Source organism: Aerococcus sp. BD502, from assembly GCF_057919555.1.
On sequence record NZ_CP147972.1, the window covers coordinates 616442 to 637719 of the forward strand.

The 21278-nt window shown below is 49.0% G+C and carries 23 protein-coding genes; 2 read left to right on the forward strand and 21 right to left on the reverse strand.

Annotated features, from left to right (window positions below; translation table 11 throughout):
* Nucleotides 1-5: 5 nt before the first annotated feature.
* The 18 genes from WF803_RS02955 to WF803_RS03040 form a co-directional block, all read right to left on the reverse strand.
* The gene (locus tag WF803_RS02955) at nt 6-827 is read right to left on the reverse strand and encodes a carbohydrate ABC transporter permease (protein WP_489611630.1); all 822 of its coding nucleotides are present in this window, start codon (nt 825-827) and stop codon (nt 6-8) included.
* A complete protein-coding gene (locus tag WF803_RS02960; RefSeq protein ID WP_489611631.1) occupies nt 814-1686 on the reverse strand; it encodes a carbohydrate ABC transporter permease in 873 nt (290 codons plus the stop codon). Before WF803_RS02960 ends, WF803_RS02955 begins: the two co-directional genes overlap by 14 nt.
* Entirely contained in the window at nt 1686-2948 is a 1263-nt protein-coding gene (locus tag WF803_RS02965; protein WP_489611632.1) for an ABC transporter substrate-binding protein, read from the reverse strand. The genes WF803_RS02960 and WF803_RS02965 overlap by 1 nt, the downstream gene beginning before the upstream one ends.
* Nucleotides 2949-3066: 118 nt before the next feature.
* Nucleotides 3067-4152, reverse strand: a complete 1086-nt coding sequence (locus tag WF803_RS02970; protein ID WP_489611633.1) for an ABC transporter ATP-binding protein — start codon at nt 4150-4152, stop codon at nt 3067-3069.
* A complete protein-coding gene (locus WF803_RS02975) occupies nt 4140-4970 on the reverse strand; it encodes an acyltransferase domain-containing protein (protein ID WP_489611634.1) in 831 nt (276 codons plus the stop codon). Before WF803_RS02975 ends, WF803_RS02970 begins: the two co-directional genes overlap by 13 nt.
* Before the next feature lie 80 nt (nt 4971-5050).
* Complete coding sequence (locus tag WF803_RS02980) at nt 5051-5893, reverse strand: carbohydrate ABC transporter permease (RefSeq protein ID WP_489611635.1); 843 nt, start codon at nt 5891-5893, stop codon at nt 5051-5053.
* 9 nt (nt 5894-5902) lie between these two features.
* Nucleotides 5903-6763 (reverse strand): carbohydrate ABC transporter permease, encoded by an 861-nt coding sequence (locus tag WF803_RS02985; RefSeq protein ID WP_489611636.1) that lies wholly within the window; start codon nt 6761-6763, stop codon nt 5903-5905.
* A gap of 58 nt (nt 6764-6821) precedes the next feature.
* Nucleotides 6822-8105 (reverse strand): sugar ABC transporter substrate-binding protein, encoded by a 1284-nt coding sequence (locus tag WF803_RS02990; protein ID WP_489611637.1) that lies wholly within the window; start codon nt 8103-8105, stop codon nt 6822-6824.
* Between the two features lie 98 nt (nt 8106-8203).
* On the reverse strand, nt 8204-9892 hold the full coding sequence (locus WF803_RS02995) for a DUF4091 domain-containing protein (protein WP_489611638.1): 1689 nt from the start codon (nt 9890-9892) through the stop codon (nt 8204-8206).
* 4 nt (nt 9893-9896) lie between these two features.
* The gene (locus tag WF803_RS03000; RefSeq protein WP_489611639.1) at nt 9897-10559 is read right to left on the reverse strand and encodes an HAD family hydrolase; all 663 of its coding nucleotides are present in this window, start codon (nt 10557-10559) and stop codon (nt 9897-9899) included.
* Nucleotides 10556-11455 (reverse strand): ROK family protein, encoded by a 900-nt coding sequence (locus WF803_RS03005; protein WP_489611640.1) that lies wholly within the window; start codon nt 11453-11455, stop codon nt 10556-10558. Before WF803_RS03005 ends, WF803_RS03000 begins: the two co-directional genes overlap by 4 nt.
* Nucleotides 11430-12503 carry a uroporphyrinogen decarboxylase family protein gene (locus tag WF803_RS03010; RefSeq protein WP_489611641.1) on the reverse strand — a complete coding sequence of 358 codons (1074 nt, stop codon included), beginning with the start codon at nt 12501-12503 and terminating at the stop codon, nt 11430-11432. Before WF803_RS03010 ends, WF803_RS03005 begins: the two co-directional genes overlap by 26 nt.
* A gap of 504 nt (nt 12504-13007) precedes the next feature.
* Nucleotides 13008-14030 (reverse strand): LLM class flavin-dependent oxidoreductase, encoded by a 1023-nt coding sequence (locus tag WF803_RS03015; protein ID WP_489611642.1) that lies wholly within the window; start codon nt 14028-14030, stop codon nt 13008-13010.
* Nucleotides 14023-15237, reverse strand: coding sequence for an NADH-dependent flavin oxidoreductase (locus WF803_RS03020; RefSeq protein WP_489611643.1), 1215 nt, complete (start codon nt 15235-15237; stop codon nt 14023-14025). The genes WF803_RS03015 and WF803_RS03020 overlap by 8 nt, the downstream gene beginning before the upstream one ends.
* Nucleotides 15238-15247: 10 nt before the next feature.
* A complete protein-coding gene (gene lplA, locus WF803_RS03025; RefSeq protein ID WP_489611644.1) occupies nt 15248-16264 on the reverse strand; it encodes a lipoate--protein ligase in 1017 nt (338 codons plus the stop codon).
* Between the two features lie 22 nt (nt 16265-16286).
* Nucleotides 16287-17162: an SIR2 family NAD-dependent protein deacylase gene (locus WF803_RS03030; RefSeq protein ID WP_489611645.1), complete on the reverse strand. Its 876-nt coding sequence runs from the start codon at nt 17160-17162 to the stop codon at nt 16287-16289.
* Nucleotide 17163: 1 nt separating this feature from the next.
* Nucleotides 17164-18009: a protein-ADP-ribose hydrolase gene (locus tag WF803_RS03035; protein ID WP_489611646.1), complete on the reverse strand. Its 846-nt coding sequence runs from the start codon at nt 18007-18009 to the stop codon at nt 17164-17166.
* 62 nt (nt 18010-18071) lie between these two features.
* Nucleotides 18072-18401 carry a glycine cleavage system H family protein gene (locus tag WF803_RS03040; RefSeq protein WP_489611647.1) on the reverse strand — a complete coding sequence of 110 codons (330 nt, stop codon included), beginning with the start codon at nt 18399-18401 and terminating at the stop codon, nt 18072-18074.
* Between the two features lie 291 nt (nt 18402-18692).
* Here WF803_RS03040 and WF803_RS03045 point away from each other — a divergent pair, with 291 nt between their 5' ends.
* Together WF803_RS03045 and WF803_RS03050 are read left to right on the forward strand one after the other, a co-directional pair.
* On the forward strand, nt 18693-19382 hold the full coding sequence (locus WF803_RS03045) for a hypothetical protein (protein WP_489611648.1): 690 nt from the start codon (nt 18693-18695) through the stop codon (nt 19380-19382).
* Between the two features lie 9 nt (nt 19383-19391).
* Nucleotides 19392-19610 carry a hypothetical protein gene (locus WF803_RS03050; protein WP_489611649.1) on the forward strand — a complete coding sequence of 73 codons (219 nt, stop codon included), beginning with the start codon at nt 19392-19394 and terminating at the stop codon, nt 19608-19610.
* Nucleotides 19611-19652: 42 nt separating this feature from the next.
* On the opposite strand, the gene WF803_RS03055 is transcribed toward WF803_RS03050, so the two are convergent.
* From WF803_RS03055 to rplM, 3 genes are all read right to left on the reverse strand, one after another.
* Entirely contained in the window at nt 19653-19907 is a 255-nt protein-coding gene (locus WF803_RS03055) for a helix-turn-helix domain-containing protein (RefSeq protein ID WP_489611650.1), read from the reverse strand.
* A gap of 119 nt (nt 19908-20026) precedes the next feature.
* Nucleotides 20027-20419 carry a 30S ribosomal protein S9 gene (gene rpsI / locus WF803_RS03060; RefSeq protein ID WP_489611651.1) on the reverse strand — a complete coding sequence of 131 codons (393 nt, stop codon included), beginning with the start codon at nt 20417-20419 and terminating at the stop codon, nt 20027-20029.
* Between the two features lie 13 nt (nt 20420-20432).
* Complete coding sequence (rplM, locus tag WF803_RS03065; protein WP_489611652.1) at nt 20433-20876, reverse strand: 50S ribosomal protein L13; 444 nt, start codon at nt 20874-20876, stop codon at nt 20433-20435.
* Nucleotides 20877-21278: the final 402 nt, after the last annotated feature.

Sequence of the window (21278 nt, forward strand, 5' to 3'; positions counted from 1 at the left end):
CCATTCTAAGCCTTCAAGCCCTGCTGGTTCATACCGCGAATCAGATGCTTTTGAATCAGTAAAAAAACGATAAAAGGCGGAAAAGTGGTCACTACTGAGGCCGCCATCTGCGTTTCCCAAGTCGTCTTGTAAAGATCCCTAAAATCCGTCAGGGCTTGGGGCAGGGTGCGTAATTCCGGACTTAAAATAAAAGTTTGGGCATAGACCAAATCTCCCCACGCCGAAATAAAGGCAAAAAGACCGGCCGTAATAATCCCCGGCAAGCAAAGGGGCAAGACAATATGCCAGATCGCCTGCCAGCGACTGCTACCATCCATCCAGGCGGCCTCTTCGTAAGTGATTGGCACCTGCTGGAAGTAGGAAAAAAGCAGGAAAATCGTCAAGGGCAAACCACTCGCCGTATTCGCAATAATCAAAGCTAGGCGAGTATCCAATAAGCCCAATTGCTTAAAAATGACATACATGGCATTGACTAAAATTACCGAGGAAAACATTTGCGTGAGCCCAACAACCGCTAAGAAAGCGCCGCGGCCTTTAAAGGGATAGCGCGTCAGAGCATAAGCCGCCAAGACACCAATCCCTAGGCAGCATAGTGCACTAACCACCGAAATGACCAATGTGTTCTTAAAAGCAGGCAAAATCGACTGGTCTCCACCTAAAACGCGGAAGTAATTCACAAATTGTAAATTCTTAAACCAGGCGGGGGGCCAGCTGATAATCTGCTCATAGGTTTGCAAGGACGAATTCACTAGAACGAGTACTGGAAATAGGGAGGCCGCTACAAAGAGGGCCAGCAATAGCGTGCGGAAGAGTTTACCTTTTTTCACGTTCCCGACCTCCTAGTAAGTACAAGGCGCTAAGCACGGTTAAAAGCAAAACTGCCACGACAGTTAGGGCCGAGCTCGCCCCCAAATCAAAGCGACTGAAAGCTTCCTGGTAGATGCGAATGATCAAGGTTTCCGTCGCCCGCATGGGACCGCCTTGGGTTAAGACATAGATGACATTGAAAGAATTAAAGGTCCAAATGGTCACCAAAATTAAAGTTGTCAATGTTAAGCGCTTTATCCCAGGCCAGGTGACGTCCCGAAACTCCTGCCAAAGTCCGCCCCCATCCATGGCACAAGCTTCATAGAGATTTTTAGGAATGGCGTCAAAACCCGCCAGGAAAATCATGGCCAACATAGGAATCCCCATCCAGGTGTCAACCACGCTGGCACTAATGAAGGCTGCCCGCGGTTCCGCCAGAAAAGCAATCGGCTTGGCTAAGAGGCCCCAATTGGTCAAATAGTAATTCAGATAGCCGTATTGGCCATTCAGCAGCCACTGCCAAACGGTACCTGCAGCGACTTGGGGGATCGCCCAGGGGATCAAAACGAGAAAGCCAAACACCTTCTTTAAGTAGATTTTACTATGCAATAAGTACCCAATACCCAAACCAAATAACATCTTCAGCGTTACCGTCAAAAAAGTATACTTCAATGTAATCATTAGGGTTTGCTTAAATAAAGCATCGCCCAAAACGGACTTAAATTTATCCAAACCTACAAAAGTCATGGCGCCTTGGAAAATGTTGATATCATGAAAAGATTGCCATACGGTTAACGCAATCGGATAACCGTATAGCAATACTAAAAGTACCACACTGGGTAAAATCAACAAGTAAGGCGTGAGTCGCCTTCCTGCCATTATTTACTAACCTCCTGTTGGGCTTCATTGAGAGCTTCTTCCGGTGTTTTCTTTCCAGAAAGAATTTCTTGGAAGGCAATCATGAAGGCTTTATTGAAGGTATCCCAGTTAGGCACTTGTGGCTCAGGAATACCTGCATCTAAAATTGAGAGGAAAGGTTTCATAAAGTCATCTTGGAAACGTTCGTCATCTTCCTCAGACTTCAACACCGGCAACCAGTTATAAGCTTCACTAATTGGCCGTTGCTGATCTTCTTGGCCGAGGAATTCAATAAATTTAAAGGCTTCGTCCTTATGTTCCGAGATGGAAGATAAGGCATAGGAATCGGTCACTAAGGTAACCGCCCGTTCTGTTCCAGCCGGTAATTCGGCAACTTCATAAGGGTACTTGTCAGCCCCTTCATCCACTTGCTCCTTCGACCAGCCGCCATCAATAAACATCGCTAAGTCACCATTGGCAAACATTTCGCGTTGGTCATCACGGGCCGTATCGACAGGATTAGGAATAACATCCTTGAACTTTGTCAGATATTCGGCAGTTTCGATATTTTCTGGACTATTAATAACAAATTCGCCATTGTCATCGATGATCTTCCCACCATTTTGGTAGATAAAGTTAAGCATTTCATCAGTTCCATGCCCAATATCAGTAGGAATGGCAAAGCCATAAATGTCATGCTCATCATGCACCTTTTGGGCCGTTGCTAGTAATTCATCCCAGGTTTCGGGCGCCTTGTCAAGCAAGTCTGAACGGTAGTAGAGGGCCCGTGAACTTAAAGCCAAAGGAATCGCATATTGCTTGCCGTCCACTTTGGCCGTATCCATGACGTTTTCAATCCGATCTTTAAGGAAGTCGTCTGTTAAGTAAGGGTCGAGGTCTTCTAACACCCCTTGCTCCTGGAATTGACGAATCGAGCGCGAGCCCATCATCAAAATATCAGGCGACTGTCCTGCTTGGTAGAGTTGCACAATTTTACTGTTCAATTCATCCCAGCCAGCCGGAATAATTTTAACAGTTAAGTCGGGATTTTCCTTCTCAAATTTAGCGACCGCCCCGTCTAACTCATCCTTTAAATAGCCCGAGTCATAGCCCGGCACCAGCATTTCAATGGTCGTTTTATCCCCACTGTCCTTTTTATCTGAATCCGTCTGAGCTGTTTTTTCAGCCGAACCGTTCTCACTTTTCTGGCCACCTTGGCCACAGCCCACTAAAACGAGTAGGGCTAAAGCGAAGACGCCTAAGTAACGAAATACTTTCTTCATACTTCCACTCCTTTGTTCCTATTTTGTATCGCCATCTTATCATAGGCTCTTAAAAAGAGCTAGCAAAAGCACTAATATAGTAAGTTAAAATACAAAGTGGCTCGCTTATTAGCCAATATCAGGCGTCAGGCCGCTTGGAGCCTTCAATTTCTCCTAGCCAGGGCAAAGCTTCATCATTATCCTTTCGGAAGAGGTTGAGAACTTTAGGATTACGAATTTTAACACTCACCTGATCGCCCACAGCCGCAAACTGCGTATGGGGCACTTTGATCCGCAATTCTTCGTCCTCTTGAACCAGGTAGAGGAATTTCTCGCTGCCCAAATTTTCTACCACCATAACCCGATAGTCCGCACCAGCAGCAAGCGCCAAATTCTCTGGCCGCACTCCCACCTGCACTTCACCTTCATAGTCTCTTGTAAAGCCCGGGTGTTGGTCCCCAAAGACATAGAGGCAGCCTGACTTTAAATGTCCTGGCAGCAGATTAATGCGTGGGGAACCTAAAAATTCAGCAACAAAGCGATTGGCCGGCGTATGGTAAATTTCATCAGGCGTGCCAATTTGCTGCACCCGCCCTTCATTCATCACCACGAGCCGATCCCCCATCGTCATGGCTTCCGTTTGGTCATGGGTCACATAAACCATCGTTGTGCCCAGGTCATGATGCAGGCGGGAAATTTCATAGCGCATACTGACCCGAAGCTTCGCATCCAAGTTTGATAAAGGCTCGTCCATCAGGAAAGCCTGGGGCTTCCTGACGATCGCTCGACCTAAAGCCACCCGCTGCCGCTGGCCACCCGATAACTCGCTTGGCTTTCGGTCTAAGAGCTCAGTGAGCCCCAGCGTTTTAGCGGCTGCCTGCACTCGCTCTTCGATGACCGCCTTTTTTTCCTTCCTAAGTGTTAAACTAAAAGCCATATTATGGTAAACGTCCAAATGAGGATAGAGAGCATAATTTTGGAAAACCATGGCGAGATTACGGTCCTTAGGGTCTACCTCATTCACCCGCTTACCGTCAATAAATAAGTCCCCACTCGTAATATCTTCCAGGCCGGCAAGCATGCGAAGCAAGGTTGATTTCCCACACCCTGACGGCCCGACTAAGACAATAAATTCACCGTCCTTAATGGCTAAGTCAAAGGCCTCCACCGCCTCCACCCCATTAGGATAGATTTTCTCTAAATTTTTTAAGATTAATTCTGCCAATCTTCTTCCTCCTTTATCGGCCGATAACCCAGGCCCACACCCATTAACTCCGGCTGGTCTTGAACCAAATGCTGCAAGCTTGACCCCTGCTTACCCGCTGGGGCGGCAGTCAAAATGCGCTCGCGAGCCATCCCTTGTTTAGAACTTACAGCCACCACCGTAAAATTCTCCCCAAAGTGCCGGATCCGACTGTCTGCTGGCAAGGCTCGCAACAGCGGTGGATAAAGAAGCCAAGAATAGCAGGTATAGGCCAAGTAGCGCTCCTTGGGAAAAGCTCCTTTGAAAAAATTCTGGCTAGCTTGAAAGGCCGCTAACACATTTTTTTGAGCCAGGTTCTCCCCCGCCATCACATGAACAGCGAGGATGGGACTGCCCTCAGGTAAGGTGGGGCCCGTAAAATGCAGGTGGTACTCGGGCTCAGTAAAATGCCAGTGCGTACGTTCAAACTGCAGGACGCCACACTTAAAAATTTTGCCCGCAAAAATTCTCAACAACCACTGCCCGTCCTCAGCCGTCAAGCCCCACTGTGCATTCTGGTCGCGGTAAAGCCGCATCCGTAGCCATAAATCTTCTAAACTCTGAGCCAAGACATCCTCTGGCCAGCCAAAATGCCGATAGGCCTCCGCCACAGCTGGGAGTAAACTTAGGCAAATCTGCAGGCGCAGCTGGGCAGACAAAGTCATGATCAACGTTTCGTGAGCCTGCGGCGGCTCGGGCCAGCCACTCAGCAAGACTTCTCGATTCAAGGCCCCAAGGCCAGCGGGAAAACGGGCAAGCAACTCTCGTAAGTCCTCCTCTCCTTGCCAAGCCTTCGGCAAGCATTCAAGGACGCGCGAGGACAAATTCCTTGCCCCAGGTTCAAAGCATCGCCAGAGTTGCCTTAAAAACTTATCCTCCATTAGCCCTTCACCGCCCCACTCATCAGCCCCGACAATAAGTAGCGTTTAAACAGCAAGGCCAGTAAGGCTGGCGGCAGGATGGCTAGGAGGCCGGTCGTCGCAATCGCCCCGTAATTAACACTGGTCCGTGTCATAAATTCGGACATGACGAGGGTGACGACTTTGGTATCTTGCGTGACACTTAAAATCATAGGAATCTGGTACTGGCTCCAGCTCATCAAAAACAACATCAACAAGCAAGACACCAGAATCGGATAGGAATTAGGCAAAATGACCTTGGTAAAGGCTTGCCATTCGCTACAGCCATCGGTGCGGGCAGCCTCCCAAAGTTCCTGGGGAATGGCTTGGAAATAAGTCATCGCCATCCAAGTGGTCATGGGCAGGAAGGCTGAAATATAGATAATACTCATCCAAAACTGCGAATCCAACCAGCCGCGCTCAGCAAACATGGCATAAATCGGAATAATCGTCGTAAACACAGGAATCACGATCGTCAAAAGCAGGAAATATAAAACCAGCCGCCGCCCCTGAAAACGAAAACGGGCAAAGGCATAGCCCGTCATCGTCGCAATGGGGAGACCAATAGCCACCGTAATACCGGCCATCTTGAGGGAATTCATGAGGCCATTAAAAACCGTCGCATGGGCCCGACTGCCCGGCAAGAGAATATTCTTATAATTATCTAAGGATAAGGCGTGGGGCAAGAGGTCGGTGGTTCGGCCAAGCATCTCCGTTTCTGGAGTCAAGCTCAACAACACCGTCCAAAGCAAGGGTCCCAAAACCCAAATGAGGAAAATCACGACGACTAGGCCATAAAGCCAGCGATTTGTTCGTCTCGTCATAGTAACCTCCTAAATATCTTGGGCCATGGACTTAATATAAGCAAAGCCAATGATCCCAGAGAGAATTGTAATGATATAGGTAATGGCTGAACCAAAGCCAAAGTTTAAAAAGCTAAAAGTATTCATGTAGTTGTACACCAATAAGGTCTGGCTCTCATAACGAAAGCCGGCCAGGGCCACAATCTCATCGAAGACATTTAAGCCCCCCATGGTGAGCTGGATCATCACAATGGCCAGACTTGGGAGGAGCATCGGCAAAGTGATCAACCGGAAATCCTGCCAAGGGGTGCTCCCATCCACTCGCGCTGCCTCATAGAGCTCGTGGGGAATAGTTTGCAGATTGGCTAGAAGTAAAATGGCACAGAAAGGCACCACCCGCCAGGTTACAACTAAAGCCGCCACCACCATCAAGCTCCAGCGGTTAGAAGTCCACGCAAAAGGAGCCTCTAAGACATGCCAGCGCAACAATAATTTATTCAATAAACCATAGCCCGGGTAGAAAATAAATTGCCAAAGCATCCCATTCACAATCGGCGGCAAGGCCCAAGGCACAATCGCCACCGCCGTGAGAAAGGAACTCAGCTTACTTTGGCGGTTGAGCATTAAAGCCGTCACTAGGCTAATAATTAAGCCTAAAATAATGACAAAAACTAATACCAAGGCACTATTTAAAAACGCCTGATAGAAGGCACTCGACTGGATAATTTCAAGATAGTTTCTAAGACCAACAAAATGCGTCCGCCCCGGTTCTGTTAATTTCAGCCGGTAGAAACTATACCAAAGTGTCCGAATAATCGGATACAAAACAAAAATCACCATGATCAAAAGCATGGGGCTGAGCAACAGCCAAGGCCTGAGCTTGTTTTTCATTCCATCTCCTCCAATTGAAAAGAAACGTGCCCCCTAGAGCACGCTTCCTCTTGAATGCTTAGTCGGCATTCTTCGCTAATTCATCAACTTTTTGGGCCATTTGTTCGGCTGCTTCTTCCGGGCTTAATTTACCGTTCGCCATTTCACTGATGGTATTAAACATGGCGGTACTCATTTCCGTGTAGTAATTAGGTACGCCATTTGGGAAAGGCGAGCCGACTTGTTCGGCTAGTTGAAGCATGGGTTCAGCTTCGCGAATGTCCCCATTTTCCACAACGTTATGGAGGGCAGAGTTTCGCGTGGGCAAAATTTCAACCACATCGAAGAGTTGCTTTTGCGTGGCTTCAGACGTGTACCAGTCCACAAAGGCCCGTGCCCCCGCTGGATTTTCGGAGTAAGGGGAAATCCCCACAGCTTCCACGAAGGCAACCGTCTTATCGGAAGGTCCATCTTCACCCGGCAAGTTCATCACATTGACTTCGCCATTCACAGCCGAATCCTTGCCATCGGTTCGAATGGCATAGAAGGAAGGTGCTACCGCCATCGCCGCTTCGCCTTTGGTTAGGAGGTCAAATTTTCCTTCATTAGTCGTCCGGTAAGCGGGATCCACTAGGCCATCTTGGTTAATTTTGTCCATTACTTGCAAGGTTTTCAAGGCGTTTTCCTTGTTCAGCGTATTGTCATCGTTGAAGACTTGACCGGTCATCGCATAGGTGGTGGCCAAAAAGAAGGTCGTCGTGTTTTCGTCTGCTGCCATAGGCATGGCCACTGGGTAGTCCGACACGCCCTTATCTTTTAAGCTCTGACCCGCTTGGATCATGTCCTCCCAAGTTTTGGGGGCGTCGTTGACACCAGCTTCATCAAATTGCTTCTTGTTGTAGAAACCCATGCGGTATTCGTTTGAATAAGGGACGGCATAGTACTTGTCTTCCACCTTAAAGGTGTCTAAGGACGGAATATCCTTCACCGTTTCTTCGTCCAAGTCCAAAGGCTCTAGCCAGCCTGCACTCTTGAATTCACCAACCCAAGACCAGTCGACTTCATAAACGTCAGCAGCAGCTTTTTTCCCAACAGCGGCCGTGGAGATTTTATCGCGGATATCGTCCCAGTCGGTCGGCATCAGGTTCACTTTGACGCCTGACTCCTTCTCAAATTGGTCGAGCATCTCATCAGAAGGCAAGCCCCATTCCGGTAGCATGACGGAGATTTCGCCGTCCGCTTTTTCGGCGGCGTCATTTCCCTTGTCCGCTGTCGGCTTTGCCTCCCCACCTCCTTGGCCACAAGCCGCCAAGAGCCCACCGGCAAGTACGGCCGCAAGCAATTTCTTCCATTTATTCTTCATCTTGTCTCCTCTTTCCCTTAAATCTCACCAAGGTTTTTTATACTTATAAAAAGTAACATAGCTAGCCTTAAATAGCAAGAGAAACCTATTTATTCACTCTACTCCATTAAGGCCTGAACACAGAAACGTCTTAGGGCTTGGAGACGTGCGAAATCATCGTGGTAGGGAATGATGACGTCTCCTGTTTTGGGATCATCAGCCATATCACTTAGTTTTCCAGTTAATTTTTCTACCTCTGCATCTACCATATCCGTGCCAATTTTTTCTGCCGCCAAACGTAAGAGCTCATAGTCTTGAATCCCCATGGCCAAGTGCTTGAAACGCAAACTCAATTCGGGATGACCTGATGCACCTGGGTAGACCAAATACATGTCGCCCGCTGGCCAGCGCTCGGTTTTATAGCGGACATCCGTATTAGGATCCGCTGTCCAAAGGCAATAATTCCAGCGTAAGAAGCCCTTCATCTTAAATAAGTAAGTCAAAGGCCCAATTAACCGCGACTCCATCAAGGGACTATAGACAAACAGATTCAAATGCCGTGGAAACCAGCAAGAATACCAGGTCATTTCCGCACGCCGCTGCCAAATTTTTGATTTCTCTTGTCCTCGCTTATCCAAAATAATTTGCGTATTGACGGAATTACTGTCGAAATTTCCCTCATAAGCCTCGAGGAAGTAACTGTGATGGCAGGCATGCTTAAAGCTTAGGCTTTCCTTGGCGCAGGAATTTAAGAAGTCCTCATAGCCTGCAAAAATTTCTGGCTCATCCGGCTCATCACAAATTACCTTCACGCGCTCCCAATAGTCTTGGGCTTTCAGATGGGCAAAGACCTGGGTCAAGTAGGCCGCTAACTCTTCTTTTTCCTCGATAAAGCCATAAGTTCCTGTGTCCACATCATATACGCGGACACGCAGGGGATCGCGGTAATCTTTCAGGGGCGTTCCAAATAATTGGTAGTCCCAGTTGCCCAAAAGACCAAAGAGGTTAATTTCCTGGGCCATGCCAAGCTTTTCACAGAGGGACACATAATAATCAAGGGCAGAAAAATCTAAAACCAGTTGCCCCTGCTGTCTTTTGACGCCCACAATATTATATTCATAGAGGGCGCTGGGGTTTTTAGGCACGCGGTAGCAAGCCTGCCCCGCCCAAGCATAGTCCGTTAAAATCAAGTCACAAACCTTCTGCCCGGCGGCTGCCAGCGGTTTTAGGAAGTTTTCCAGCAAGGCAAAATGCTCCTTTGACCAGAGTGGCACATCATAATACCGGCTCAAGGCACTCCCATGCTGCCAAAGATCAAGGAAAAAAGGGGTTTTTTCGGGCAAAGTATAGTCTGCCACCTCCACAGCCAATTCGGTTTCTGCTATTTTCCGCTCTTCCTCATAGCCCGTCGTTTCATATAAGGCCACTGTGAGCGTGTGTGAGCCCGCTTCTAAGCCCTTAATATCCAGCCACAGCACGTGCGTTCCCACTCTTAGTTCTTGATTTTGGCTATGCAACAAGCGGTCTCGCTTCAAAAGCCCATCATCATCTTGCACGAAACCTTCAAAGCTTAAGCTCGCCGCCAAGCCCGCCCCAAAAGCACGCAGGCGGTACAGCTTGCCCTTTAAGCCGTCCCAAGGCAGGTGGCTATCGTCATTTAAATTCACCCAAGCTGTCTCTGGTACGGTAAGGGCTAATTGGGCACCCCCGATTTCACCTTCGAGAAGAAATAAGTCGGTCAAAGCCGCCCCAGCAGGCGTACTCAGGCCGACTTGCCGGTAAGTGGGGTCAATAATTTTGAGGTTCATCCTCTCACTCCTTTGCTAAATATGGGATCACTTGATCAATCCGATCTAACACCAGGCTGGCCTGTTCTCGCATCTTCACACTGGGCTCCCCAATATCCGGCACCAAAACAGTAGCCATGCCGGCTGCGTTAGCTGAAGCAAGGCCTGCCTCTGAATCCTCAAAGGCCAAAGCCTCGCTTACCTCGATACCGCCACGTTCAGCAGCCAGGGTATAGATATCTGGTGCCGGCTTGGTTTGCTTGACATCAGCACTGGAAATGGTGAAGGCAAAATACTGGCCGAGCCCCGTCTGCTGTAAGTAGCGGCTAATATTTTGCGGCGTGCCACTGGACGTCACCACGCAAGTCAAATTGTTAGCTCGGCAGTAGTCTAAAACAGCCTCTACCCCTGGTTTAACCTCTAAAGCTCCAGCCAGAATCATTTCATCATAAGCCGCCAAAGCTTCATCAAAAAGCTGCCGACCCAAGCGCTCATCCTGAGCCAAGGCAATCAGATTGGCCAGCGTATTCCGCCAGCCCTTGCCCGCATAGTCGGCCTGGCTTTTGATATCATGGGCAAAGCCGTGCCGGTGCAAAGTCGCCTGCCGGCTCTTATAATAGAGGGACTCCGTGTCCACTAAGAGTCCGTCCATGTCAAAACACAGTAACGTCTTCTCGTTAAACTTCAATTTTTCACCTCATGCAACAATGCGGCTCCTAAAACGCCATTTTCACTCCCTAAGGCAGAAATTTTAATGCGCTCCAGCGCTGTTTCCTGCCCCGGGTAGAGGAGTTTTTTCAGGTGCCCCTTCATCTTTTCAATATAGGCGGGTTGCTTCTGGGCTAGACTGCCCCCTAACACCAAAAGAGTCGGATCATAGAAGGCAAAAATCTGATAAACACTAAAAGCTAAGGCCAAGGCCCCTTCCTCAATAAGCTCTTGGGCCTGCTCGTTGCCTGCAGTGGCTTTTTCAAAAATATCGGCCGTCGTTAAGCTCTCATCTTGAAAAACCTTTTGCCCCCGCTCCGCGATGCCATTCCCCGAAGTGAGGTCTTGAATGAGCGGTCGCTCGGAATCAAAGTAAGCCGGCACAAGGGCGGCCTCGCCCGCAAAGCCTTCGCCACGAAGAATTTTACCTTGCCACATGGTCTGAACGGACATGCCCGTGGAGAGGGTTAAGTAAGAAAAAATGTCCTCCGGCTTCAAACCTGAATCTGCAAATTCCGCCCGCACAGCTACCGCCACATCGTTGTCAATCGCTAAGGGCAAGCCCGGAAATTCCGCCTGAAGCCGCCGGACGATAGGAAAATTAGGCCAAGGAATCATCATTTGAAAAACAGCAATGCCGGCCTCCCGATCCACTTTACCAGGGAGGCCGAGGCCTAAGCCGGTTAAATCTGCCAGCTCCACCTCGTGTTTTTTGAGAAAGGAGCGAATTTCGCGAACTAAAAATTGGAAGAGGGCTTCCGCATTTTCCTTTTCCGTCGGCACTTGCTCAACACAAACGAGTTCCCCCGCCGCATTAACAAGAGCCAAGGCTAGCTTCGTCCCGCCTAAATCAGCACCCAAACGATACTTGGTCATGGTGAATCGCCTCCTGGTAAAATTTCGTCGCACTGTCGAGATAAGCATCCACCTGTGCAAAAGGTGTATCCATGGGCACATCACAACCGGGCGCCAAGCAAAAGCCCTCGCTCACTCCGCCACCAGCCAGGTAAGCTTCCTGAACCGCAGCCGCCATACTCTGCCGGTCGCCCTGGAGGAAAATTTTTACGGGGTCAACATGCCCCCAAATGTGCATGGAATCACCTAAAGCTGCCCGCGCATCCGCAATGGAAACCGCCTGGTCGAGGCTAAAGGCATTAACGCCTGTCGTTTTGATCGCGGGGAACAAGGGCGCAGTATTGCCACAAATGTGCAAAACAATAAAGGTTTTCGGTGCCAAAGCCCGCAAGGCCTCCACCAAAGTTTTTGTGTAAGGCAAGGCAAATTCCTGGTAGGCCTTAGGGCTCAGCAAGCTTCCCGAAGCCAAGGGATCGCCAATAGAAAAATAAGTGTTCGGTAAACTCGAAAAGGTCGCCCCCACTTCCGCCAGCATGCCCGTCACCTGTTCCAGTAAGTAGTGTAAGTCTTCCGGCCGCTTCCGCATATTTCGCAGCATATCTTCTGGAGCCATTAAATTCCCCGCCCCCGAAAAAGGCGCCGGCAAATGAATGCGGCAGTAGGCCTGCCCCTCTGTTTCCGCTTGAAAAAGACGAACCGCTCCCGTAATTTTTGATTGGGCCGCATCCGTATCCCGATTCACCCGATGAAAGTCTAACGTATCGACCGGATCCTTGCGGCCTAGAGCATATTCCTCAATCCGCGCGGGCCCATCTTCAGGCTCGGTGACCCTAGAACCCAGCAAGCGTGCAAAATTCTTTGCACTATAAATCATCGTCACCGCATCATGGCCAAAACGCCGGTAGGAAGCCAATAATTTTTCCGCTAAATGCGTCGCATCAGCCTCGGACTCGCGGTAAGTCATCGAGGTCAAACGCGTCGCCAACAAATTATCAAATAAAACCACAGGCAGCCGGTCAACCTCTTCCCCCAAAGCTAAGGCCCGATCCCGTTCAATTGGAGTAAGCACCACGAAACCTCACTTTCAACAATAAAGAGTTTTCATATTCATCTGTCCCTATCTTACCATAGTTTAGTAGGAAGAAGAAAGAGGAGGCGAAGACGGAATAGCGATCAAAATCACTGTAACTAAATAGAGGTTCTGGTTCGTGACCAGGTTCTCTATTTAGTGAAGTGGATGTCTAGACCGCCCACCTGAGCCAGACGACAGGATACGAACCACCAAAGTTCCCGCTGAGTTAAGTCGATGAAGATGGTTCTGGCTTTAGCCAGGTTCTTCCTCATTGACTAACGCAAGCGTAGGAACTGGTGGTGAGTTCAACGACAGGATACGAACCACCAAAGTTCCCGCTGAGTTGAGTCGATGAAGATGGTTCTGGCTTTAGCCAGGTTCTTCCTCATTGACTAACGCAAGCGTAGGAACTGGTGGTGAGTTCAACGACAGGATACAAATCCACCAAAAATCTCCAAAACAAAAACCGCCAGGAAATTCCTGACGGTTGCTGGTTAGATTTTAGCCTTGCAGGTCAAATTCCTCAGCGAGAATTTCTAGGCCGGCTTGGCGCTTATCAATGCCGGGGGAGAGCAGGCAAAGCAAGATTTCATCAGTCCCAAAATGTTCGGCGAGGGCTTGCATTTTCTCCTTCACATTCCCGCGGTGGGCGATAATGACCCGATCTTCATTGGCTTTCATGTGTGCTTTTTCCTTGTCGGTATAGTCGTAAGCTTTGGCTTCAGCGACCGTGGGCAAGTGCTTGAAATAGCTAAATTGGTCTTGCCCGAGCAGCCAGAGATGAACAGCTTGGCCAAGGTCAGAAGCTTCCTCAGGCGTCTCAGCCACCACCGCGAACACAGCGACCATGGTGCCTGCTTTTTGCTGGCCAGTGTGAGGTTGGAATTTTTCCTGGTAAGTCTTAATGGCTTCTGGGCCCGTGACATATTTATCATCACGCCCCCAAGGGAAGAGGCCAAAGCAATAACCCAAGCCTTCCTTCGCTGCTAATTTGGCATTGCTGACACTCGTACTTAAGAGCCAGAAGTCAGGAGCGGTGTCAGCCTGCGGATTAGCCCGCAACTGCCCAAAACGATAGTCTTCACCCTCCGCTTCCTCAGGCAAGAGGTAGTGCTTAATGTCTTCAATATGCTTTTGATAGCTAGGTTTTTGCTTTTTGTGCTCGTTTAAAGCCTCATTGACCACTTCCGTGCCGGTCGTATTCCCCATGCCCAAATCAATGCGGCCCGGATGGCAGGCATTGAGCATTTGCATGTTTTCGGCAATTTTTAAAGGACTGTAGTGGGGAATCATAACGCCACCGGAACCAATCCGAATATGATCGGTTTGATCCGCCAAATGCATCATCAGCATTTCCGGGCTGCTGCTCGCAAAGGCTGGTACATCGTGGTGCTCGGCCACCCAGAAGCGGTGGAAGCCTAAAGCCTCCGCCCGCTTGGCTAAGTGTACCGTATTTTGAATGGCTTCTGGCCCCGTTGTGCCTTCGTCTAAGGGCGCATAGTCCAGAATACTAAATTTAAGCATTGGCATCCTCATCCTCACCATCGTGGTAATTGCCCGAGAGGTCGCGCATCTTATCACGGGTCTTATCGGACAGGGAAGCGCCTAAGTCCATCATGTAAACAATATCCTTAAAGGCCGCCTCAGGTATCGCCAAGTCTTCCCGCTCTTCCTCCGTCAAGCCGAGGTCAATATCTTCTTCTCGGCCAGCGGCAATTTTCTTCACGAAATCGGGCTCGGTCACAAAGGGTGCAGACATGCCGATGAAGTCGGAGAAGTCGAGACTATTTAAGGCCTTGCCCGGCGTATTAATCCCACCGGTCGCCATAATAGGCAAGCGACCCTTGAAGTGCTTGTAGACCACCTCATTCATCAATTCACCCTCGTGGTCTTTGGAGCGCAATTTTTGTATATAGATATTCTTACCCCAGCTAGCGGTCGCAAAGTAATCCAAATCCACTTCATCATTAAGCAGATCGACAAATTGATTGAATTCATCAACCGTGTAGCCAATCTCACTGCCGCGTGCTTCTTCGGGAGTGCCGCGGAAGCCGAGGATAAAGTCTTTCGGTGCCCGTTCTTCTTCAATAACTTGACGCACCGCCTTGAAAATTTCTACCCCAATACGGCTCCGATTTTCAAAGTTTTGCGTGCCGTATTTATCCTCACGTTGGTTACTGAAGGGGCTGAAGAACTGCTGAATCAAGAGGCGTTGGGCGACAGAAACTTCCACCCCATCAAAGCCAGCATGGATCGCCCGACGCGTGGCATCGGCATAAGCTTCGACAACTTGCTTAATTTTCCGCTGACTCATGGCATAAACGGTGTGGGGGAAAGGCGTATTTAATTCCATTTTTGTGGGCCCATAAACGACATCGTAGTCGCGGCGAGCTGTATCCGCATACATCCCCGCATGGGTCAACTGCAAAATTGCCACATTCCCATCGGCCTTCATGGCAGCTGCTAGGCGGGTCAGCCCTGGAATTTGCCGGTCATCATAAGCCGCAATCCCGTATTCAAAAAGCTGGCCGTAGCGTTCCACATAGCAGGCTCCCGTCACTTGCATGCCTGCCGAGCCTGCCCGCCGTCTGGCATAGGCGAGTTCTTCTTCTGTGACATAGCCTTCCCGGGTCGAGGCATTAATGACCATCGGGGAGAGGACAAAACGGTTTTTTAATGTCTTTCCACATGGCAAAGTCAGTGGTTCGAATAAAGCATCATATTTTCCCATTGTATTCCTCCTAGATTAATAAGCTAATCAGTTCGTCTTGGCTCACCATGCCGAGGTAAGGACGCAAGTCCATGTCAGCCAAGGCTTCTTCTAAATCCTCCCGGCGTACCCGGCAGCCCACTAGTTTTTCTTCAACATCGCTAATGGCCCGGTCACCGAAGAAGTCCCCTTGGATTTTAATTTTTTCAATGCGGCCCTTGTGCACTTCCATTGTTACCGACACAAAGCCACCGGGGAATTTCTCACTACGTTCTTCCCCAAAGTCCGGGTCAGCGCCGTAGTTCCAGTCCCAATTCAAGTATTTCTCCTCGCAGGACTTGTCAATGGCGGCCCATTCTTCCTCAGTCATGGCGTAGCGTTTGGCTTCGGATAAGTGGTCCACGCCCATAATCCGTTCGGCCACTAAATTCGTAATATCTTGGCTGGTCAAGTCTTGGTATTCTGGCGCTAAGTAAGGCCGGACCCCAAGCACCCGGCTCCGGATCGAGTCGATCCCTTTAGACGTAATTTTCTTGTCGTGCGGGGTAAGCACCCGGCCCATGGTTTCAGCGTCCACATCAATTAAGAGGGAGTAACCGGCGTGCACCCGATCCCCCACCTTGCGCATAGCGGCGCCGGAAATTTTATGGCCATCAACTTCAATGTCATTGCGGCCGGACATTTTGGCCCCTTTCACCCCGAGATCATGCAAAACGTCCAGCATGGGCGCAAAGAGGGCTGGATAGTCATTATAGAGCTTGTCGTCTTTGAAGATATAGCAAAATGCGGGCGAGCCTTCATCAATATAGATGGCGCCCCCACCCGTATCGCGGCGAGAAATCTTAATGTCGTGCTCCTTGGCATAGTCCAAGTCGACTTCCTTGCGGGTGTTTTGATAGCGGCCAATCTGAACTTTTGGCTCACTCAAATAAGGGAAAAGAATATCATCATCCAAGTCGGCGTGGTGAATCAGGTAGTCCTGCATGGCCATGTCGACCCCAGCATCGTAGAAATATTGACCGTCACGGATATTTTGAATCAGTTGCATGAAATTCTTCCTTTCTTAAGGCTTATGCCATTGTTGCCAAAGTATGAAGTACCGCTTTGATATCAGTCGAAAGCCAAGACGACCGCTCCCGAATATTTTGCGGCAATTGGTAATTGCGCGCATTCAGGGTAACGTATTGGGCTTTCGGGTTCCTAGCCACTGCCTCTTGGAAGGGGCGTTTAATGAATTGCGGCGTCGTAAAGCCCACTCCAATTTCCAAGAACAAGACCTGCTTGCCCTCATGCTGGCTCATAAAGTCCTCATAGGCCTGGCGCTGGCGCACAAATTGCTCATCTTCTACCATGCCACGGGCGGCGTCCCGCTTATTCATCTCCAAAGGTGCCCCGCATTTTGGGCAACGTGGGATGAGGTCACTGGGGATCTTCAAATCCGCCTGCTCATCGACCATGCGCCACATGAGCGCCTCATCGTCGTACAGGGTGTTATGGCATTGCTTCGTGCACTGCATTTTCCCGTACTCTCCTTGCATTTGGAAAACACGATCCATGTCAAAGTCATTGAGCCGGTAGCGATTATCGGCATTCGTGCTGAGGATAAAATAATTTTTATCCCGCAAAATGCTGGCCAAATCGGTATAGGTTACGACCGGATTCGTGTTCCAATAATTCATGAGTATAAATTCACTCTCAAAGGCCCAGTAAGTCTCCCAGGTGGGGAAGTCGTAGAGGGCCGCATGCAGCATATCGAGAAAGCCATAAGCTTCAATAAATTTCTGGTAATGGTCTGTAAAACGTGGGCCATGGTAAGTAAAGCCCCCCGCTGCTGATAAGCCAGCACCCGTCCCGACCACAACAGCTTCGGCCCCATTGAGAAGAGCATTTAAGGCTTCGATCTGCGCTTTAGGATCCGTTGCTGTAATTTTTGTCCATGCGCTCATTTTAGCCCTCCTGCTCGAGTAATTTTTCATAAATGACCCGATCTTGGTCACCGAAGACATTGAAAATAACCTTCAATTGGGGATCCTTCTTCACTAAGTATTTTTTAACCGTGGCCACAGCAATTTCTGCCGCTCGCTCGTTAGGGAAGGCAAATTCACCCGTCGAAATACAAGGGAAGGCTAGCGTTTCAAGGCCTGCTTCCGTGGCGCATTTCAGGGAATTACGGTAGGAACTCGCCAATTGGCTTTCCTTGATGCCGTTCACGTCCCCAGTCACCGTCGGCCCCACCGTATGAATGACATACTTAGCCGGCAAGGCATAGGCCTTAGAAATTTTGGCCTTGCCCACCGGTTCCCGGCGCCCTTGCTTGGCCATGATCTGAGCCATCTCTTGGCGCAAAGGCACCCCTGCAAAGGTATGGATTTGATTGTCAATGCAGGCATGGTTAGGAATAAAGCAACCCAGCAAGTCACTATTGGCTGCATTCACAATTGCATCCACAGCCAAATGCGTGATATCACCCTGCCAGAGGTAAAGGCGTTCAGCTTTAGGGGTTAAGTCGTTGACGCTAACGGTTTCAATATCTGCTAGCCGCCCCTTTAAATAAGCTTCTTCCAAAGCCAGGTACTCCGAACTGATGGGCTTGGGTTCTCGGATATTCACCAGTCCGCGCCAAACCTTTTGCTTGGTCTCTAAATCCCAAGGCTTCTCGGGCAAAGCCAAGCTGTCTTGGGCATTGTAGCGCAAGCCTTGAAAACGTTTTTTGTGGGCTTCCAATTCCTCGGCTGTCGGCCGTTCTGCCAGTAAAATGTCCAGCATGGCATCCAAACGCTCTTCCTGTGTCAAAGGCGTCATCTCCCTTCAAAAAAGGCAGCGACCCGCTAGGAATCGCTGCCCCGATTGATGTCTTAGTCTTCTAATTTGTTGAACGCTTCTTCGTCCACATCTTCCATGCGTACGAGCCAGTTTTCTTCTGGTTTTTCCGAGTTCAAAATGCTAGGTTCTTCTTTGGCAGTTTTATTGATTTCAACAATTTTACCAGCCAAAGGAGCTTGTAATTCCAACACAGATTTGGAAGCTTCGAGGTTAGCGATCACGTCGCCTTCTTCAACTTCCTTATCTTCTGTGAAGTCCACGAAACCAACTGTTCCCAAGTCGTCTTGGAGTTCTGGGGTCATGGAAAGGGTGTAAATGTTGTCTTCTTTAGTAATGAATAGGAAATTTTTTCTCTTTTGCATTTGACATGCCTCCTTATAAAAATTTTTGTCTAATCTTCATGTCATCCATTATTCAGTATACGGGGCAAGGCCTTAAAAAGCAACCTTCTTGCTTCGTAAAAGATCATATTTAGCCATGGCCAACAAATCCTACTTTTAATTTAGCAAAAACGCCCAGTTAAGGGATTTTGAAGGTGGAGATCTTGCGACTTATCTCTTTAATGATGGCAAAAAAAGCTTAAAAAGCAACGAAGCGTTGCTAGGCAAAATAAGGGCGTGGGCATAAAATATAAGAAAGTAAGGAGGAGAATTATGAAAGCTAAAATACAAATTTTGACGATCGGCTTACTGATGACCATCCTCGATCCCACGCTCGTTTTCGCCAGCTCAGAAAAAACAGACCACGTCAATTCAAAACTTCCTAACGTTGCTACTTATATCACACCACACCAGGCCGTCACCAGTGACCCCGAAGAAGTGAGCACCTTACTCGCCCAAGAAAACATCGACAGTGTTACACTGCTCTTACCCGCAAGCCATGAAGAAAGCCAGGAGGAGCCAGCTGACGATTGGGAGCTCAAATGGGGAGTTCCAGCCTATCGGGTAGTCAACGTTAGAACTCTACCCCAGCAAACGGACGCCTCACCCTTCACAGCCGTTATCGGTGAACCGGGAATGACGCTAGGGATTCAACAAAATCAAACCGTGCAAACAACTTTAAGCTCTTCTTTTGGGGCCAGTACGCAGCTCATTTCAGCCCAGGTCGGCTGGACCGTCACCGGAAGCCGCAGCGTCTTAGTCTCCACCCAATTCAAAGTGCCGGCCAAGAAAAACGGCCGCCTGGTAAAAACTTGTCGTTTAAGCGCCCATGCGATTCGCGACCGAAAAAGTTTTGCCGTCGATAAAAAGCCTTGGAATAGTGGCCAATGGGGCCGCCAAGGCACTGGCTACACCGGAAAAGCTAAAGCCGTCCAATTCAAAATTTCTTATACCTATCGTTAGGGAGGCCCTATGAAAAAACTAATCTTAATCTTACTTGTTCACTTGTTGATTTTGTTTTTGGGCTGGCTGGCCCTCGGCAAAATTTTCACCGTCGTGACCCTTAAAATCGATCCCATGGATTTATTTTGGAGTTTTTACACGATCCGTGCCTGCGCAGAAGCCTTGTACCTTTTCCTAGCACTCGCTTCTGGAATTCCCTATCTCAACTATTTGTTGAACCGATCTTAAAAGGCGTCCACGGACGCCTTTTTCACTTGAAGATTTTGATGATCATAGAGAACGCACTAGCTGGTAACGTTTAAAGCGCAGCGTTTTTCTGGGCGCCGGCTTTTGCAACGAAAGAAAAAGGCTGTCTAAAGTGACCTCATAGAGCTGGGCCAGTAAAAGTAAATTATCCAAGTCAGGATAGCCAAGGCCACACTCCCACTTGGAGATGGCTTGCCTGGACACGCCTAAAACACGGGCCACCGCCTCCTGGGATAAACGTCTGGCCTTGCGGCAAGCTTTCAAATTTTCCCCTAACATCTGCCAAGCCTCCTTATAAATTTGCCTTATTCTAGCACGCCGACAAAGGAAAGTCACGCTTTATTTCCAACAAAAAACGCCTCCCTGACCAGGAGACGTTTGAGTAGCCAAAGTAAAAATTAACGTTTGGAGAATTGTGGAGCTTTCCGTGCCTTTTTAAGACCTGCTTTCTTACGTTCTTTCATCCGTGGGTCACGGGTAAGAAGGCCGGCATCCTTAAGCGGCTTGCGGAAATCAGGATCCACTTCGAGCAAGGCGCGGGCGATCCCTTGACGAGCTGCACCCGATTGGCCAGTAAAGCCACCGCCATGAACGTTAATGTGGATGTCATATTGCCCCTCCGTTTGCGTAACGGAAAGTGGTTGTTTAACAATAACGAATAAGGAATCGTAAGGGAGATAGTCTTCCATGCGTTTCCCGTTAAAGAGAATTTCACCCTTACCAGGTACTAAGCGTACACGGGCAGTTGAGTTCTTACGACGTCCAGTTGCTTGGTAATGTGCTTGTGCCACTGCTGTTCCCTCCTTAAATTAAGTCTTTGATGTCTAAAGCTTTAGGTTGTTGAGCAGCATGAGGATGCTCAGAGCCAGCATAGACATGTAGGTGTTTGAATTGTTGGTTGGCCAATTTGTTGTTAGGAAGCATTCCTTTAATGGAGAGCTCTAACAGTTCTTCTGGCTTTTCAGCGCGCATCATGCCAGCGCTACGTTCTTTAATCCCACCGGGGTGGCCAGAATGACGGTAGTATTTCTTGTCATGAGCCTTTTTACCAGTGAGTTGAACTTTTTCTGCATTAATAATGATCACTTGATCCCCGGTGTCAACGTGGGGGGTGTAAGTTGGCTTGTGTTTACCACGAAGCATTTTAGCAGCGACACTAGAAATACGGCCCAAGGGCACGTCAGTCGCGTCAAGAATCACCCAGTCACGGGACACTTCATGAGGTTTAGCCATATATGTTGTCCGCATTTTTTCTTCCTCCGTTTACTTGTCTGATTGTTGTCACGAATCGGTTCCGGGGCCTATCGTGGGGCAAACAATACCGTTCCTAATTATAGCGAATCAGCCGGCAGTAAGTCAAGGGCTCGACGGGGGTTATTTGCCTCATTTTTTGATAATTTACCAGCTAAAGAGCGAGGCGGGGCTGTGATAGGCACTTGTGTTACTGGGGTAATCTTATTTACCGATAAGGGGCGACTTTTAAGTCCGGGGCACGCCTGAGGGGGCTTGCGTTACTCGGATTTTAAAGTGATGCCCCGATAGTGTCTGCTTTTAAGTTGAGTTCGCGCCTGCTGGTCGAGTTTCGCTTCCTTTAGTCCAGGTCACGCCTGAGGGAGGGTTGCGTTACGTCAAAGCGAAGAACCTGCCCTA

Coding starts and splice junctions, on each gene's coding strand:
- WF803_RS02960 (WP_489611631.1), bottom strand. CDS start 1,686: ATGGCAGGAAGGCGACTCACGCCTTACTTGTTGATTTTACCCAGTGTG.
- WF803_RS02990 (WP_489611637.1), bottom strand. CDS start 8,105: ATGAAGAATAAATGGAAGAAATTGCTTGCGGCCGTACTTGCCGGTGGG.
- WF803_RS03050 (WP_489611649.1), top strand. CDS start 19,392: ATGAAAAAACTAATCTTAATCTTACTTGTTCACTTGTTGATTTTGTTT.
- WF803_RS02980 (WP_489611635.1), bottom strand. CDS start 5,893: ATGACGAGACGAACAAATCGCTGGCTTTATGGCCTAGTCGTCGTGATT.
- WF803_RS03020 (WP_489611643.1), bottom strand. CDS start 15,237: ATGGGAAAATATGATGCTTTATTCGAACCACTGACTTTGCCATGTGGA.
- WF803_RS02965 (WP_489611632.1), bottom strand. CDS start 2,948: ATGAAGAAAGTATTTCGTTACTTAGGCGTCTTCGCTTTAGCCCTACTC.
- rplM (WP_489611652.1), bottom strand. CDS start 20,876: ATGCGGACAACATATATGGCTAAACCTCATGAAGTGTCCCGTGACTGG.
- lplA (WP_489611644.1), bottom strand. CDS start 16,264: ATGCAACTGATTCAAAATATCCGTGACGGTCAATATTTCTACGATGCT.
- WF803_RS03005 (WP_489611640.1), bottom strand. CDS start 11,455: ATGACCAAGTATCGTTTGGGTGCTGATTTAGGCGGGACGAAGCTAGCC.
- WF803_RS03055 (WP_489611650.1), bottom strand. CDS start 19,907: ATGTTAGGGGAAAATTTGAAAGCTTGCCGCAAGGCCAGACGTTTATCC.
- WF803_RS03045 (WP_489611648.1), top strand. CDS start 18,693: ATGAAAGCTAAAATACAAATTTTGACGATCGGCTTACTGATGACCATC.
- WF803_RS03030 (WP_489611645.1), bottom strand. CDS start 17,162: ATGAGCGCATGGACAAAAATTACAGCAACGGATCCTAAAGCGCAGATC.
- WF803_RS03015 (WP_489611642.1), bottom strand. CDS start 14,030: ATGCTTAAATTTAGTATTCTGGACTATGCGCCCTTAGACGAAGGCACA.
- WF803_RS02985 (WP_489611636.1), bottom strand. CDS start 6,763: ATGAAAAACAAGCTCAGGCCTTGGCTGTTGCTCAGCCCCATGCTTTTG.
- WF803_RS02995 (WP_489611638.1), bottom strand. CDS start 9,892: ATGAACCTCAAAATTATTGACCCCACTTACCGGCAAGTCGGCCTGAGT.
- WF803_RS03040 (WP_489611647.1), bottom strand. CDS start 18,401: ATGCAAAAGAGAAAAAATTTCCTATTCATTACTAAAGAAGACAACATT.